This is a genomic window from Streptomyces hygroscopicus subsp. hygroscopicus (assembly GCF_030269125.1).
Taxonomy (GTDB): Bacteria; Actinomycetota; Actinomycetes; order Streptomycetales; family Streptomycetaceae; genus Streptomyces; species Streptomyces hygroscopicus_C.
Window position 1 is genome coordinate 416,919 of the sequence record NZ_BSSM01000005.1, and the last position, 15,285, is coordinate 432,203.

The 15,285-nt window shown below is 73.1% G+C and carries 14 protein-coding genes; 9 read left to right on the forward strand and 5 right to left on the reverse strand.

The window, feature by feature from the left end; genetic code table 11:
* Positions 1–12 precede the first annotated feature (12 nt).
* The 3 genes from QSK45_RS14985 to QSK45_RS14995 form a co-directional block, all read right to left on the reverse strand.
* Positions 13–663, reverse strand: coding sequence for a putative DNA-mimic protein (locus tag QSK45_RS14985; RefSeq protein WP_285556942.1), 651 nt, complete (start codon positions 661–663; stop codon positions 13–15).
* Between the two features lie 75 nt (positions 664–738).
* Positions 739–1,437, reverse strand: a complete 699-nt coding sequence (locus tag QSK45_RS14990; protein ID WP_285556944.1) for a GntR family transcriptional regulator — start codon at positions 1,435–1,437, stop codon at positions 739–741.
* 130 nt (positions 1,438–1,567) lie between these two features.
* Positions 1,568–2,923, reverse strand: coding sequence for an aspartate aminotransferase family protein (locus tag QSK45_RS14995; protein WP_285556946.1), 1,356 nt, complete (start codon positions 2,921–2,923; stop codon positions 1,568–1,570).
* Between the two features lie 210 nt (positions 2,924–3,133).
* On the opposite strand from QSK45_RS14995, the gene QSK45_RS15000 reads away from it, so the two are divergent.
* Together QSK45_RS15000 and QSK45_RS15005 are read left to right on the forward strand one after the other, a co-directional pair.
* Positions 3,134–5,077: a serine/threonine-protein kinase gene (locus QSK45_RS15000; protein ID WP_285557107.1), complete on the forward strand. Its 1,944-nt coding sequence runs from the start codon at positions 3,134–3,136 to the stop codon at positions 5,075–5,077.
* Positions 5,078–5,217: 140 nt separating this feature from the next.
* On the forward strand, positions 5,218–6,747 hold the full coding sequence (locus tag QSK45_RS15005) for a substrate-binding domain-containing protein (RefSeq protein ID WP_285556948.1): 1,530 nt from the start codon (positions 5,218–5,220) through the stop codon (positions 6,745–6,747).
* A 98-nt stretch (positions 6,748–6,845) separates the two neighbouring features.
* Here the strand turns inward: QSK45_RS15005 and QSK45_RS15010 are convergent, their stop codons facing one another.
* Complete coding sequence (locus QSK45_RS15010) at positions 6,846–7,607, reverse strand: SLATT domain-containing protein (protein ID WP_285556950.1); 762 nt, start codon at positions 7,605–7,607, stop codon at positions 6,846–6,848.
* A gap of 236 nt (positions 7,608–7,843) precedes the next feature.
* Here QSK45_RS15010 and QSK45_RS15015 point away from each other — a divergent pair, with 236 nt between their 5' ends.
* The 7 genes from QSK45_RS15015 to QSK45_RS15045 all read left to right on the forward strand — a co-directional run bounded on the left by QSK45_RS15015 (position 7,844) and on the right by QSK45_RS15045 (position 14,279).
* A complete protein-coding gene (locus QSK45_RS15015; protein ID WP_285556952.1) occupies positions 7,844–8,188 on the forward strand; it encodes a YbaB/EbfC family nucleoid-associated protein in 345 nt (114 codons plus the stop codon).
* A 51-nt stretch (positions 8,189–8,239) separates the two neighbouring features.
* Positions 8,240–8,839: a recombination mediator RecR gene (gene recR / locus QSK45_RS15020; RefSeq protein WP_285556954.1), complete on the forward strand. Its 600-nt coding sequence runs from the start codon at positions 8,240–8,242 to the stop codon at positions 8,837–8,839.
* Positions 8,832–9,494: a DUF5063 domain-containing protein gene (locus QSK45_RS15025; protein ID WP_285556956.1), complete on the forward strand. Its 663-nt coding sequence runs from the start codon at positions 8,832–8,834 to the stop codon at positions 9,492–9,494. Before recR ends, QSK45_RS15025 begins: the two co-directional genes overlap by 8 nt.
* A gap of 209 nt (positions 9,495–9,703) precedes the next feature.
* Positions 9,704–10,975: an aspartate kinase gene (locus QSK45_RS15030; protein ID WP_285556958.1), complete on the forward strand. Its 1,272-nt coding sequence runs from the start codon at positions 9,704–9,706 to the stop codon at positions 10,973–10,975.
* Positions 10,972–12,027, forward strand: a complete 1,056-nt coding sequence (locus tag QSK45_RS15035) for an aspartate-semialdehyde dehydrogenase (protein WP_285556960.1) — start codon at positions 10,972–10,974, stop codon at positions 12,025–12,027. The genes QSK45_RS15030 and QSK45_RS15035 overlap by 4 nt, the downstream gene beginning before the upstream one ends.
* A 313-nt stretch (positions 12,028–12,340) precedes the next feature.
* A complete protein-coding gene (locus QSK45_RS15040; protein ID WP_285556961.1) occupies positions 12,341–13,018 on the forward strand; it encodes a SigE family RNA polymerase sigma factor in 678 nt (225 codons plus the stop codon).
* Positions 13,019–13,076: 58 nt separating this feature from the next.
* Positions 13,077–14,279: a hypothetical protein gene (locus QSK45_RS15045; RefSeq protein WP_285556963.1), complete on the forward strand. Its 1,203-nt coding sequence runs from the start codon at positions 13,077–13,079 to the stop codon at positions 14,277–14,279.
* 61 nt (positions 14,280–14,340) lie between these two features.
* Here the strand turns inward: QSK45_RS15045 and QSK45_RS15050 are convergent, their stop codons facing one another.
* Complete coding sequence (locus QSK45_RS15050) at positions 14,341–15,129, reverse strand: SURF1 family protein (protein WP_285556965.1); 789 nt, start codon at positions 15,127–15,129, stop codon at positions 14,341–14,343.
* Between the last annotated feature and the right edge of the window lie 156 nt (positions 15,130–15,285).

Consider the following 15,285-nt stretch of genomic DNA (forward strand, 5'->3'; position numbering starts at 1 on the left):
GGTGCGCCCCGGTCAGCTGAAGACGATCATCGAGCCCTGTGCCAGCGAGCGCGTCGCGGCGGCGTGCAGGCCCAGCCAGACGTGGCGTTCGCGGGAGAAGGGGTTGGGGTCGTAGGGGGTCGGGGCTGCCGGTTCCTCCAGTTCGGTGGGGGCCGCGGGAGGTGCCGGGGGCGCCGGGGGGTTGGCGGGGTCGATGCCGATGGCCGGGGCGACGTACTGGAGCTCGCGCAGCAGTGCCTGGCTGGAACCCAACGGGCCCCCGCCCGCGAGGAGTTGGTCGTCGGACAGCGGGTGCGGGAAGTCGACCGGGACGTAGGCGCCCGCGTGGTCGTAGTGCCACACCAGGTGCGACTGCTGGGCCGTGGACTCGAACATCTCCAGCAACTGCTCGTAGTCGCCGCCGAGTTCGTCCACCGGCGTCACCGGCAGCCCGCAGACCTGGAGCAGATAGGCGCGGCGCAGGAAGTGCAGGGCGTCGTAGTCGAAGCCGGCGACCGGGGCGACCTCGCCGGACAGGCCCGGCATGTACTGGTACACCGGCACCGGCGGCAGCCCCGCCGCGGTCAGCGCGTGGTTGTAGTGCGCGAGTTCCTCGGCGAACGGGTTGTCCGGCGTGTGGCACAACACGTCGACGAGCGGTACCAGCCACAGGTCACAGGCCAAAGAGGGCTCCTCACACGGAGAGGTGGTCTGGGAAGCGTAATCCGTGCACGTGTCCTCCCATACCCCCACGTCCGCTCAGCTGTCGGACAGGTCTTCCAGCAGCGCCATCGAGTGCGCGTTGGCCGCGGCGACCAGCGCGCGGGCCTCCTCCGTCTCGCGTCGCGCCAGGGCCTCGACCAGTTCCGTGTGCCCCGCCCACAGCCGGCCACGCAGATCGGGGAGGCGGCGCAGGTGCTGGACCACGCAGACCCAGGCCTGCACCCGCAGCCGGTGCAGGAAGTCGCCGAGGTAGGGGTTGCCGAACAGGACGCCGAGCTCGCGCCAGAAACGCAGGTCGTAGCCGATCAGGACGGTGAGGTCACCCGCGGCGGCGGCGCGCCGGGCCTCCTCGCCGCGGCGGCGCACGGTCGCGAGCGTCGCGCGGGTGAGCGGGTCCTCGGGCGGGGTGCGGAAGGCCGGGTGGCCCGCGGCGAGGGCCTGGAACATGCCGTCCGTGACCAGGTTGCGGGCCTCGATCATGTGCCGGTAGTCGGCGAGCGAGTACTCGGGCACGCGGAAGCCGCGGTGCTGGTCGGCCTCCAGGATGCCCTGCGCGGACAGGTCGACCAGCGCCTCGCGCACGGGGGTGGCGGAGACGCCGTACTGCTCGGCGATCTCCTTCACGGTGAACGCCCGGCCGGGCAGCAGCCGGCCCGCCAGCACCTCGTCACGGAGCGCGTCCGCGATCTGCTGGCGCAGGGTGCTGCGGGTGACGGTGCCGCCGTTGCCGGGCATGGCCGGATTCTCCTCACGCGTACGGGTGACGTGCTCGCACGTATGGCCAACTCTTTCGAGTCCTATGAGCACGTCACCTTACGCGTCCCGGCTTTGCCGACGGCAGCGCCGAACCGGTTGCGCCGTGTGCCTACGCCGTGTACTCGTCGGCGACGGACAGCGCGGCGTCGAGCGCGGCGAGGCCCTCCTTCAGCTCGGCCTCGCTCGTGTTGCACGGCGGCACCACGTGGGTGCGGTTCATGTTCACGAACGGCCACAGACCGTGCTTCTTCGCCGCCGCGGCGAAGGCGGCCATCGGCGCGTTCGCCTCACCGGCCGCGTTGTACGGCACCAGGGGCTCGCGCGTCTCCCGGTTCTTGACCAGCTCCAGCGCCCAGAACATGCCCACGCCGCGGACGTCGCCCACGCTCGGGTGGCGCGCGGCCAGCTCCGCGAGACCCGGCGCGAGCACCGTCTCGCCGAGCCGCTTGGCGTTCTCCACCACGCCCTCCTCGGCCATCACGCCGATGGTGGCGACGGCGGCGGCGCAGGCCAGCGGGTGCCCGGAGTAGGTGAGGCCGCCCGGGTAGGGACGCTTGCCGAAGGTCTCCGCGATCCTCCCCGAGATGGCGACGCCGCCGAGCGGCACGTAGCCGGAGTTCACGCCCTTGGCGAAGGTCATCAGGTCCGGTACGACATCGAACAGATCGGCCGCGAACCACTCGCCGGTACGGCCGAATCCGGCCATGACCTCGTCCAGGATGAAGACGATGCCGTACCTGTCGCACAGCTCCCGCACCCCGGCGAGGTAACCGGGCGGCGGCACCATGATCCCGGCCGTGCCGGGGATGGTCTCCAGGATGATCGCGGCGATGGTGCCGGGACCCTCGAAGGCGATCGTCGTCTCCAGGTGCTCCAGCGCCCGCGCGGTCTCCTGCTCCTCCGTCTCGGCGTAGAAGCGGGAGCGGTAGAGGAACGGCGCCCAGAAGTGCACGACGCCGCTGGTGCCGTTGTCGGAGGGCCAGCGGCGGGGGTCGCCGGTGATGTTCACGGCCTGCTGGGTGCCGCCGTGGTACGAGCGGTACGCCGAGAGCACCTTCGGGCGGCCCGTGTGCAGCCGGGCCATGCGCACCGCGTGCTCCACGGCGTCGGCGCCGGCGTTGGTGAAGAAGATCTTGTCCAGGTCGCCGGGGGTCCGCTCGGCGATCAGCCGGGCCGCCTCCGAGCGCGCCTCGATGGCGAACGCGGGCGCGAAGGTGGTCATCTTCGCCGCCTGCTCCTGGATGGCCGCGACGACCCTGGGGTGCTGGTAGCCGATGTTGGTGTAGACGAGCCCGCTGGTGAAGTCCAGGTAGCGCGTGCCGTCGTAGTCCCAGAAGTACGACCCCTCGGCGCCGGCGACGGCGAGCGGGTCGATGAGGTCCTGGGCGGACCAGGAGTGGAAGACGTGCGCACGGTCCGCGGCCTTCACGGCGGCGCCGGCTGCGGGATGGGGCTGAGGGGTCATGCGGGCGAGCGTAAATGTCCGGGATGCGGAAGGGGTATCGGCGTCCTGTTCCGTGGACGGTCCCAATCCGCGACAGGTTGTCGACATTAAGTCGGGCGAGGGCGTGAAGCCTGTTACGGAACCGTGGACGGCTGCGCCTCCGGCACCTTGTACGACCGGATTATTCTCGGGCCGTTGCGACAGCTGACGGGGCGGGAAGGGCGGGCGGTCATGGAGGAACTGGGGCCTGGGGACCCGCAGAGGATCGGCGGCTACCGGCTGCTGGCGCGACTGGGGGCGGGCGGCATGGGCATGGTCTACCTGGCCCGCTCGGACCGGGGCCGTACGGTCGCCGTGAAGCTGGTCCGCGAGGAGCCGGCGGCGCGCGAGGAGTTCCGGGCGCGGTTCCGGCGCGAGGTGGAGGCGGCGCGGCGGGTCGGCGGGTACTGGACCGCGCCGGTCCTGGACGCGGACACCGAGGCGGCGGTGCCGTGGGTGGCCACGGGGTACGTGGCCGGGCCCAGCCTCCAGCAGGTCGTCGGGCACGACCACGGGGCGCTGCCCGAGCGCTCGGTGCGGATCCTCGCCGCCGGGCTCGCGCACGCGCTGAAGGACATCCACGCGGCCGGGATCGTGCACCGGGACCTGAAGCCGTCCAACGTGCTGGTGACCATCGACGGGCCACGCGTGATCGACTTCGGCATCGCCCGCGCCCTGGAGACGGGCACGGCGGGCGGCGAGGGGCTCACCGTGACCGGGTCGCTGGTCGGCTCGCCCGGTTTCATGGCGCCCGAGCAGGTGCGGGGGGACCGGGTCACGCCGGCGTGCGACGTCTTCTCGCTCGGGTCGGTGCTGACGTACGCGGCGACCGGCAGGATGCCGTTCGGGAGCGTCGGCAGCGGGGTGCACGCGCTGATGTTCCGCATCGCCCAGGAGGAGCCGGACCTGGCGGGCGTGCCGGAGGGCATCGCCGACCTGGTACGGGAGTGCCTGCGCAAGGATCCGGCGGCGCGGCCCACGCTGGACGCGCTGCTGGAACGCACGGGGGCGCAGGACACGGTCCTGGACGGCCGCTCCCGGGACCCGTGGCTGCCGGGGGCGCTGGTGGCCCAACTGGGGCGGCACGCCGTGGGGCTGCTGGAGGTGGAGGAGCCGCGGACGGGGACTTCGGGCGTCGGCGGTCCCGGTGCGCAGGGGCCGCAGCCGGCGGCCGCGGGCGGCTCCCGCGGGGCGGGCGCGTCGGCGGCCGGCGGCGGGGGCGGCACGGGGGGAGGCGCCGGCGCCGCCGCCGGGGGAGACGGCCGGCCGCCCGAGCACGCGGCCGTCTCCGACGGGGGAGGGGCGGACACGGCGGGGCGGAGCCCGGCCGGCACCGAGCGGTCGCCGGCGGCGGGGGACGCGACGCCGCTGCCCGTGACGGCTCCCGGGGCGTACGGGTACCCGCAGGCGCAACCGCATCCCCGGCAGGCGTTCCAGCCGCCGTACTTCGAGCAGGGCGCCGCTTCCGCGCCGGCCCCGCGGACCCTCGGGTACGGGTACCCCCGGCAGCCGTACCCGCCGTACCCGCCGTACGGCGCGGAACCCGAGCCCGAGCGGCGCAGCGGGCGGTCCACGGCGCTGCTCGTCGTGATCGCGGTGATCGTCGCGCTGGGAGCGGGCGGGTCGGTGTACGCGCTGCTCAACGGCGGGGTCGGCGGGAAGGGGAGCGGTGCGGCCGGGCCCGCGCCGGCCTCCGGGTCGGCGTCGCCCACCGGTTTTGGGGAGCGCGGCCCGGGGCCGGTCTCGCCGCCTCCCTCGTCCTCGTCCTCCTCGGCCGCCGGGGCCGTACCGGACGCCTTTCTCGGCACCTGGACGGCGACCATCGACAACGCGGGCGGCGCCAACACCCGCCGCCTCACCATCCGCCAGGGCGAGGTGGGGGACAGCGTGCTGACACTGGTCGCGGAGGGGCCGGCGGACGGCGGAGGGGCGTACCGCTGCGTCTTCGAGGCCGAGCTGAGCCAGGAGCCGGGCGACGGGGGGCCGTTGGAGATCGGGCCGTCCACCGTGACCAGCGGCCGGCCCGCCACCTCCTGCACGCCCGGCGATCCGACCGAGGTCAGCCTGCTGCCGGACGGGCGGTTGCGGCGAGCGCAGCCGGGGGGCGGGGAGAGTCTGACGTACACCCGGCAGTGACCGGGTAGGACGGCCACCCCGCCGGTTCGCGGAGTCGGTTGAACGTACGGCGAACTTCGGCGAACGTGTCCGGTTCGACCTCTTGCCCGCGCGTACCGTTGCTGCCCCATCCGGCTCCGGGGAGTTGCGGGGGCACCCACATGGAGTGGCTGAGCGCGGAGAACGTCGTCGCCGTCGGTACGGCGCTGCTGGGCATCGTCGCGTCCGCGGGCATGGTCTGGTACGAGCGCCGGGTGCCGCGGCGCAAGAGGATCGGTTACCGCGTCCAGATGGACAACGCCATAGGCGACGACGTGCGGTCGGGCCGGGCCAACCGGCGGCTCGGGCTGTTCGACGAGGTGCCGGGCATGTCGGACGCCACGCTGGTGCTGCTGCGCATCGAGAACGACGGCTCGCTGGGCATCGACCGCGCCGACTACACCGGTCCGGAGGACCACGGCCTCACCGCGGTGTTCACGGACCGCACGGTGCGCGGGGTCTCGGTGACGCAGCCGAGCGACACCGGCCATCTGATGGACCACTTCGCCGCCGAGCGCGGCTTCGGCTACCAGGGCAACACCCTGCGCATCCCGCCCGTCCCGCTGAACAAGGGCGACCACTTCAAGCTGCTGGTGCTGCTGACCGGCGGGGACGTGGGCCGGGAGATACGGCTGATCGGCGGCATCCGGGACGGCGAGGTCCACCCCAACCGCAGCGCGACGCCGGACGACAAGCCGCCGTTGTTCAGCCGGGCCTCGCGGAGCATCACCATCATGCTCACGGTGTGCGTGGTGACCCTGGCGGCGATCGTGGTGGCCCGGGACGACACCCCGCCGCCGATCGGCTGCGAGAAGGGGACCCTGACGGTGATCGGGTCGACGGCGTTCGAGCCGGTGATGGAGGAGGTGGCGAGGAAGTACGAGAAGGACTGCCAGGGCGCCACCATCACGGTCGACGCGCACGGATCGACCGCGGGGACGAGGGAGTTGGCCGCGGAGGGGGCGGCGCACAAGGGCCAGGGCTCGCCGCCCGTCGTCGCCCTGTCCGACGGGCCCCGGCCCGGCGACCTCTCCCCCCTGCGGGAGAACCGGGTGGCGTTGTCGGTCTTCGCGCTCGTCCTCAACGACGACGTGGGGCTGCGGGACCTGTCCACGGACGACGTGCGCCGGCTGTACGCGGGGGAGGTCTCCGACTGGTCGCAGCTGGGCGGGCGTCCACTGCCGGTGCACCTGGTCAGCCGGGACGCCAACTCCGGCACGCGGCAGGTGTTCCAGCGGCGGGTGCTCGGCGGGAGCGAGATGGCGAACACCTCGGTCGACTGCGTGCACAAGGACTATCCCGCGGCGCCGGTGACGCGGTGCGAACTCGACTCCACGGACCAGGTACTGGCCGAGGTCGCCCGGCTGCCCGGCGCGGTCGGGTACAGCGAGCTGAACCGCGCGGACGGCGCGAAGGGCCTGCGCGTGCTCGGCCTGGACGGGGACGCGCCGTCGGTGGACGCGATCGAGCACGGCCACAGCCGGTACCCCTACCGGGAGATCGAGTACGCCTACACCTACGGCCGGCCGCCGGCCGACTCCCTGGTCTCCAGCTTCCTGACCTATCTGACGCGGGGGAACGGGCAGGACATCATCCGCACGCACGGGCACGTGCCGTGCTGGACGCCGGAGGGCCTGAAGCTGTGCGCCTGACGGCCGTCATCCGGCCGCGGGCCCGTCATGGCTCGCCGCGCGGTTCCCCGCGCCCCCGGGGGAGGCGTGGGCCCGTCGGCTCCGAGCCGCGGCGGCGCTCACCGCGGCTCCGGCGGCCGCTGCCTCGGCATGTTCGGCCGCGCCCCGCCCCCCGGCGGCAGCGGGAAGCGGCCCCCGGGGAGCGCCCCCTCGTGCCCCACCGCCTCCTGGCGGGGCACGTACGCCACCGCCTGGATCCCCAGCGGGGCCGTGCCCGTCCGGAACGCCACCATCCAGTCGGCCGTCTCCGCCCGGACCAGCTCCGTCACGTCCTCCGAGAAGCGCCGCAGCAGCAGCACGCACCGCTCCGCCGCCTCGCTCGCCGTCCCCTCCGCGGGCCCCAGCACCTCCCGCATCCCCTCCACCGCCCAGTCGAACTGGAGCGCCTGCAACCGCCGCTGCACCGCCTGCGCCGTCGCCACGTCCCGCATCCAGCCCGACGTCAGCCCGAAGTACCGGTCGGCGCCCGCGCACGCGGCCGCGAGGAGCAGGGCCAGGCACCCCCACGGCGCCACGCCCGCCGCCACCCCCGTCAGGTCCAGCAGCGGCAGCGCCGCCCCGGTCACCGCCCCCGCCGCCGCCCCGGCCCGCAGCACCCGTGCCCCGCGCCGCTTCCACACCCGGTCCCGCAGATACCAGTCCGCCGTCCGCAGCGCCCCGTGCTCCACCCACCGGTACAGCTCGTCGAGCCGCTCCCCGGGTTCGCCCCAGTCGCCGGGTGGCAGCGCCCGCCCGGTCAGATCACCCGGCCGGGGTCCGGCCGGGCCCTCGCCCGGCCCGTCCTGGGGCGGCCCCTCGGGCTGCATCTCCGGCTGACCCACCCGGCACTCCCTACTGATCGCGACCGGTCACGTAGCGTGACATCCCCTGCCGACGTGCGCCACCCTTCCTACCGCCCAACGGGTGGCCCGGTCGTGACTTCCCCGGCTTTTCCGCCCGGAAGAGGGCCTTGATCAGGTATAGATCCGCCATCTCTCTCACTCGAAAGAGTGGCGGTGTGATGGCCGTCCGGACCACGTAGGCTCGTGCCAAGGAGAAAGACGTAGAGGAGCTGATCGTGATCCCCGGTGGTGGCCAGCCCAACATGCAGCAGTTGCTCCAGCAGGCCCAGAAGATGCAGCAGGATCTGCAGCGGGCCCAGGAGGAACTGGCGAACACGGAGGTCGAAGGGCAGGCGGGCGGCGGCCTGGTCAGGGCCACCGTGACCGGCGCCGGCGAGCTGCGCGGCCTGGAGATCGACCCCAAGGCGGTGGACCCGGAGGACACCGAGACGCTCGCCGACCTGATCGTGGCGGCCGTCCAGGCGGCCAACGAGAACGCGCAGGCGCTCCAGCAGCAGAAGCTCGGCCCGCTGGCCCAGGGCCTGGGCGGCGGTACGGGCATCCCCGGTCTGCCGTTCTGACTCCGGTCCAACTAGCGTACGTACCGAAAGGTCTCCAGGAAGGGCAGTCCGTTGTACGAAGGCGTGGTCCAGGACCTCATCGACGAGCTGGGGCGGCTGCCCGGCGTCGGTCCCAAGAGCGCGCAGCGGATCGCCTTCCACGTCCTTCAGGCCGAGCCGACGGACGTGAAGCGGCTCGCACAGGCGCTCCTGGAGGTCAAGGCGAAGGTCCGCTTCTGCGCGACGTGCGGCAACGTCGCGCAGGAGGAGCTGTGCAACATCTGCCGTGACCCGCGCCGCGATCCCTCGGTGATCTGCGTGGTGGAGGAGCCGAAGGACGTCGTCGCGGTCGAGCGCACCCGCGAGTTCCGCGGCCGCTACCACGTGCTCGGCGGGGCCATCAGCCCCATCGAGGGAGTGGGCCCCGACGACCTGCGTATACGAGAACTTCTCGCGCGGTTGGCCGACGGGACGGTCACGGAGCTGATCCTGGCCACCGATCCGAATCTCGAGGGCGAGGCGACGGCCACGTACCTCGCACGCATGATCAAGCCCATGGGCCTGAAGGTCACCCGCCTGGCCAGCGGCCTCCCGGTGGGTGGCGACCTGGAATACGCGGACGAGGTCACCCTCGGCCGCGCCTTCGAGGGGAGAAGACTCCTAGATGTCTGACGCCACGCTGCACGCCACGTCGCAGAACCCCGACGACTTCGCGGTACAGGTCGCCGACCAGATCGAGAGCTTCCTGGTGGCCGTCACGGAGGTGGCGCGGGGCGACGAGCCCGGCTCGGCGGTCCCGTTCCTCCTGCTGGAGGTCTCCCAGCTGCTGCTGGCCGGCGGCCGGCTGGGCGCCCACGAGGACTTCGTCCCGGACGAGCGCTACGAGCCCGACCCGGGCCCGGAGCCGGACGTGGACGAGCTGCGCGAGAACTTCGCCCGGCTGCTGGAGCCCGTCGACGTCTACTCCGAGGTCTTCGACCCCTACGAGCCCCGCAAGGCGCCGGTGCCGGCCCGGATCTCCGACGACCTCGCCGACGTCATCACCGACCTGCGCCACGGCATGGCCCACTACAGCGCGGGCCGTACCACCGAGGCGCTGTGGTGGTGGCAGTTCTCCTACTTCTCCAACTGGGGCGCGACGGCCTCCGCCGTGCTGCGCGCCCTCCAGTCGGTCCTCATCCACGTCCGCCTCAACCAGCCCCTGGAGGAGCTGGACGGCCTGGACACCGACCAGACACCCATGGGCGACGAGACCCTGGAGTTCGAGGCGGGCCGCGTGATGGCCGAGGAGATCGGCGGACCGCTCGGGATCCGGCCCGGCGCGTGACGCCGGGGACCGGTACGGCCACGGTGTGACCCGGGGCACGTTCCGCGTGGGCCGGTTCCGGGCGGGCAGGAGGCCCTGCGGAAGCGGGCGTCCGCGGTCCCGTCGGCAGGTTTCCCCCCGGTCGATGTCTCACCATGCGGGAGCAGGGTGGTGGATTTCGGACGCTCGTTAGACTGAGCCGACACAAACGAACCGAGCGAGGAGCGCACGTGGGCCTTGTCGTGCAGAAGTACGGAGGCTCCTCCGTAGCCGATGCCGAGGGCATCAAGCGCGTCGCCAAGCGGATCGTGGAAGCGAAGAAGAACGGCAACCAGGTTGTCGTCGTCGTTTCCGCGATGGGCGACACGACGGACGAGCTGATCGATCTCGCCGCGCAGGTCTCTCCGATGCCTGCCGGGCGCGAATTCGACATGCTGCTGACCGCCGGAGAGCGGATCTCCATGGCGCTGCTGGCCATGGCGATCAAAAACCTGGGCCACGAGGCCCAGTCCTTCACCGGCAGCCAGGCCGGCGTCATCACCGACTCGGTCCACAACAAGGCCCGGATCATCGACGTCACGCCGGGCCGCATCCGGACCGCGCTGGACGAGGGCAACATCGCGATCGTCGCCGGTTTCCAGGGCGTCAGCGCCGACAAGAAGGACATCACCACGCTCGGCCGCGGTGGCTCCGACACCACGGCCGTGGCCCTCGCCGCCGCCCTCGACGCCGAGGTCTGCGAGATCTACACCGACGTCGACGGCGTGTTCACCGCCGACCCGCGGGTGGTGAAGAAGGCGAAGAAGATCGACTGGATCTCCTTCGAGGACATGCTGGAGCTCGCGGCATCCGGCTCCAAGGTCCTGCTCCACCGCTGTGTGGAGTACGCCCGCCGCTACAACATCCCGATCCACGTCCGCTCCAGCTTCAGCGGATTGCAGGGCACGTGGGTCAGCAGTGAGCCGATTGGGGACAAGAAGGTGGAGCAGGCCATCATCTCCGGTGTCGCGCACGACACCTCCGAGGCCAAGATCACGGTCGTCGGCGTGCCGGACAAGCCGGGTGAGGCCGCCTCGATCTTCCGGGCCATCGCCGACGCGCAGATCAACATCGACATGGTCGTGCAGAACGTGTCCGCCGCCGCCACCGGCCTGACGGACATCTCCTTCACCCTGCCGAAGACCGAGGGCCGCAAGGCCATCGACGCCCTGGAGCGCAACCGCCCCGGCATCGGCTTCGACTCGCTGCGCTACGACGACCAGATCGGCAAGATCTCCCTGGTCGGCGCGGGTATGAAGACCAACCCGGGCGTCACCGCCGCGTTCTTCGAGGCGCTGTCCGACGCGGGCGTGAACATCGAGCTGATCTCGACCTCCGAGATCCGCATCTCGGTCGTCACCCGCAAGGACGATGTGCCGGAGGCCGTGCGCGCCGTGCACACCGCCTTCGGGCTCGACTCCGACACCGACGAGGCCGTCGTCTACGGAGGCACCGGCCGATGACCGCCAAGCCGACGCTCGCGGTCGTGGGAGCGACCGGAGTGGTCGGCCGGGTCATGCTCCAGATCCTGTCCCAGCGCGCGGACGTCTGGGGCGAGATCCGTCTGTTCGCCTCCCCCCGCCCGGCCGGCCGCAAGGTGACCGTGCGCGGGGTGGAGGCCGAGGTCGCGGCCCTGACCGAGGACGCGTTCGCCGGGGTCGACGTCGCCCTGTTCGACGTGCCGGAAGAGGTCGCCGCCGAGTGGGCGCCGATCGCCGCCGCCTCCGGCGCCGTGGTCGTGGACAACTCCGGCGCCTTCCGCGCCGACCCGGACGTGCCCCTGGTGGTGCCCGAGGTCAACGCGCACCGGGCGCGCAACCGCCCGCGCGGCATCATCGCCAACCCCGGCGCCGCCACCCTCACGATGATCGTCGCCCTCGGCGCGCTGCACGCCGAGTACGGGCTGCGCGAGCTGGTGGTCTCCTCGTACCAGGCGGTGAGCGGGGCCGGCCGGGCCGGGGTGGACACGCTGCGGACCCAGCTGTCCCTGGTCGCCGGCACCGAGCTGGGTACCGCGCCGGGGGATGTGCGACGGGTCGTGGGCGACGCCACCGGTCCGTTCCCGGAGCCGGTCGCGCTGAACGTCGTGCCGTGGGCCGGCACCGCGGCCGAGGACGGCTGGTCCTCGGAGGAACTGCGGCTGCGCGACGAGTCCCGTCGGATCCTGTCGCTGCCCGGCCTGCCGGTCGCCGCGACCTGTGTCCGGGTGCCGGTGGTCACCACCCACTCCCTCACGGTCCACGCCCGCTTCCAGGGGGTGGCCGGTGTCGACGGCGCCCGCGAGATCCTCGCCACCGCGCCCGGCGTGGTGCTGTGCGACGACCCCGCGGCCGGCGAGTTCCCGACCCCCGCCGACGTGGTGGGCACCGACCCCACCTGGGTGGGCCGGGTGCGGCAGGCGCTGGACGACCCGACCGCGCTCGAACTCTTCGTTTGCGGCGACAACACGCGCAAAGGCGCCGCGCTGAACCTCGTCCAGATCGCGGAACTGGTCGCCCAGGAGTCCGCCGGGTGAGCCGTGTGATCCCTTTGTAGGATCTGTGTGCGAAGTGTGTCCGGCGGGATGGTCCAAACCGCTTGAGCCGCCCCTCTCGGCGACAGAAGATGTGCCTCCCCGCTCTCCGCAACCGCGCGGAGGGCGGGGAGCGTCTTTGCGGTCACTCTTCGGGGCGTGGGGGCGTCGTGAGCGGACCGGGCGCGGGATGCCCGTCCCACATCGGACATAGGGGAAGAGCGGGACGCATGACGGCACTTGAGGCACCGCCGGCGGTCGCACATGGGACGCCCGGCGCGTACAACCCTGGCGGGGTCAGACGTGTCCAACTGGCGTGGCAGAGGTACTCGAACTCACCGGGGCGCGCGGCACCGCGGCCCTACGGCCGCCGCGTGCGGCGCTGCGTCCCCGCACGCCCGGCGGCATGCCGGTGATCGCGCCCATGCCAGCCGCGCGGCCCGCCCGCATACCCGGTCAGCGTGACGGCGCCGACGACACCGCGGCCGCGGGGGCCGTCACCGGCACCACCGTGGACCACCTCACCGAGACCTACCGGGCGCACTACCGCTCGCTGCTGGGCCTCGCGGCACTCCTGCTCGACGACACCGCCTCCTGTGAGGACGTCGTCCAGGAGGCCTTCATCCGGGTCCACTCGGCGCGCAAACGCGTCCGCGACCCGCAGAAGACGCTCGCCTACCTCCGGCAGACGGTCGTCAACCTCTCCCGCTCCACGCTGCGCCGGCGCATCCTCGGCCTCAAGCTGCTGTCCAAGCCGATGCCGGACATGGCGAGCGCGGAGGAGGGCGCGTACGACCAGCTGGAGCGCCGCGACCTCATCAAGGCGATGAAGGGACTGCAACGCCGCCAGCGCGAGGTCCTGGTCCTGCGCTACTTCGCGGACATGACCGAGGCCCAGGTCGCCGAGACGCTCGGCATCTCCCTGGGCTCGGTGAAGGCGTACGGTTCGCGCGGCATCGCCGCACTGCGGGTGGCCATGGAGAAGTTGTCATGACCCACCGCCCCCACGACATCGCCACGACCACATTTCACCGCACGCTGGGAACGAGACTGTGAACCACGGCCCCGACGACAGGAGCACCGAGGGGCTGGGACCCGAACGAGAGCCGGAGGGGGCCGACTTCGCCGGCTCCCGCGACCCGCGGGGTTCCCAGGACTCCTTCGACGCATGGGAGCCGGACTCCGAGGACCTGGACCCGGCCGCCGGCGGGACCGGACCGGCGGCCGAGGGGGAGTGGCTCGCCCCGACGCTCGGGGGGCTCGGGTCGGACGAGGCGGCGGTGCGGCGGATGCTGCACTCCGCGGTCGACGGCATCGAGCCGGGCGCGGGCACGCTGGAGCATCTGCGCCGCGCGGTCCCCGCGCGGCGGGCCCGCAAGCGCCAGGCGGCCGTGGGCATGGCCGCGGCGGCCCTGTTCTTCGGTACGGCGATCCCGGCGCTCGTCCATGTCTCCGACTCGGGCGGCTCCGACCCGGACACCGCGATGGCCGGCCAGTCCTCGAAGGCGCAGTCCGGCACCGGGCACGGCAAGGACCGGGGCGGCCAGACGAACGGCGGCCGGGAGGCGACGGGCGGGGCGGGCCGGCCCGGCAAGGGACCCGACAGGCCCGGGGACAAGGGCCGCGGCGGCGCGGGCGGCGCCGGTACCGCCGGCGGCGCGGACCCCTCGGCCACCCTGGCCACGGGCGTCCCGGTGTGCACGGCGGCGGAGCTGGGCTCCGCCACGGGCAGCGCGGCCGCGCCGGACTCGACCGGGATCGTGTACGGCACGTTCCGCGTCACCAACATCTCCTCCCACGCCTGCGCGGTCGGCGGCGCGGGAACGGTGGGCGCGAGCGCGCAGGGCGCGGCGGACCCCGCGAAGATCGCCGTCGTACGGCATGCGGCGGGCGACGCGGCGACGGGCCTGCCCGATCCCTCCCAGGAAGTCGCGAGCCTGGTCCTCCAGCCCGGCGCGGCCTACCAGGAGAAGTTCGCCTTCGTCCCCTCCGAGACCTGCCCCGCCCCCGGCGGCACGACCGGCGGCACGACCGGCGGCGGCCCCACGCCCGACCCGAGCCCGAGCGCGAGCGACGGCACGGCCGACGTCGCGAACTCCACCGGTACGACGCCCCAGCTGGGCACGGGGGACGTGGCGGCCGACGGGAGCGTCCTGGTCACCCACACCGCCGCCGGCGGGCCCACGGCGGCCGCGAAGGTACCGGGGGAGTGCGCGGGGACGGTGTACTACACGGGGCTGCTGGCGGACATGTAGGGGGAGGGTGCGGCGGTCATGCCGCACCCACCGCGGGCGGGGGTGCCGTCCGGGGCGCGGCTCAGCCGGCCACCGTCACCGGCTCCGACTCCTCGGGCGCCAGGCCCAACGCGGCGTCCCGCGCCGCCTCGGCCTCCCGCCGCAGCAGCCGGAACCACATGAACACCGTGAACCCGGCGAACACGAACCACTCCCCGGTGTACCCGAGGTTCTGGAACGCCTTCAGGTCGAGCCCCGTTCCGGCCGGCGCCGACGCCGGCACCGCCTTCATCCCGGAGTCCGCCTTGTCCAGCGTCACCCATGCGTCGTACAGCCGGTCCGGCACCAGGTTGACCAACGACGCCGAACTGATCGCCGCGGTCTGGTCCGCCGGCAGTCCCCCCTGCGCGCTGACCCCGTTGTCCCCCGGCGTCTCGGACGCCTGGAGCGCGCCGACGACCGTCACCTCACCCCGCGGCGCCGCGGGCGCCTTCGCCGCGGCCGCCTTCCCCGGCAGCCACCCCCGCACCACGGGCAGCGACCTCCCGGAATCGGTCCGCAGCAGCGTGAGGACGTAGAACCCGTTCTTCCCGTCGAGCTGCCGACCGGGCACCAACAGCTGCGTCCCGTAGTGTCCGTGCGCCGACACCCGCCGCCCGGACGTCGCCTTGTTCACCGGCAGCATCGCATCCAGTGGTCGCGCCGCCTCGGAGCCGTCGGACGCGGCCTGCCGGTTCGCGGCGTGTTCCTCGTGCACCCGCCCCTCGAACCGGCTCAGCTGCCAGGACCCCATGAAGACGCAGAAGGGGATGGCGAGCAGTACGAAGACGTTGATGCCCCACCAGCGCGGAGTCAGCAGAAACCGGTACACGCCCTCCACGGTACGGCGCCCGCCCGCCCGCCCCGCCCGCGGGTCAGCCCTTGTGCGCCCTCAACGAGTAGATCAAGGGCGGCGGCACGGACCGGTACCAGCTCGTCCCACCGGGCGCGGTCGTCCTCGCGCCGGCCCTCGGGTGCGGACGCGGAC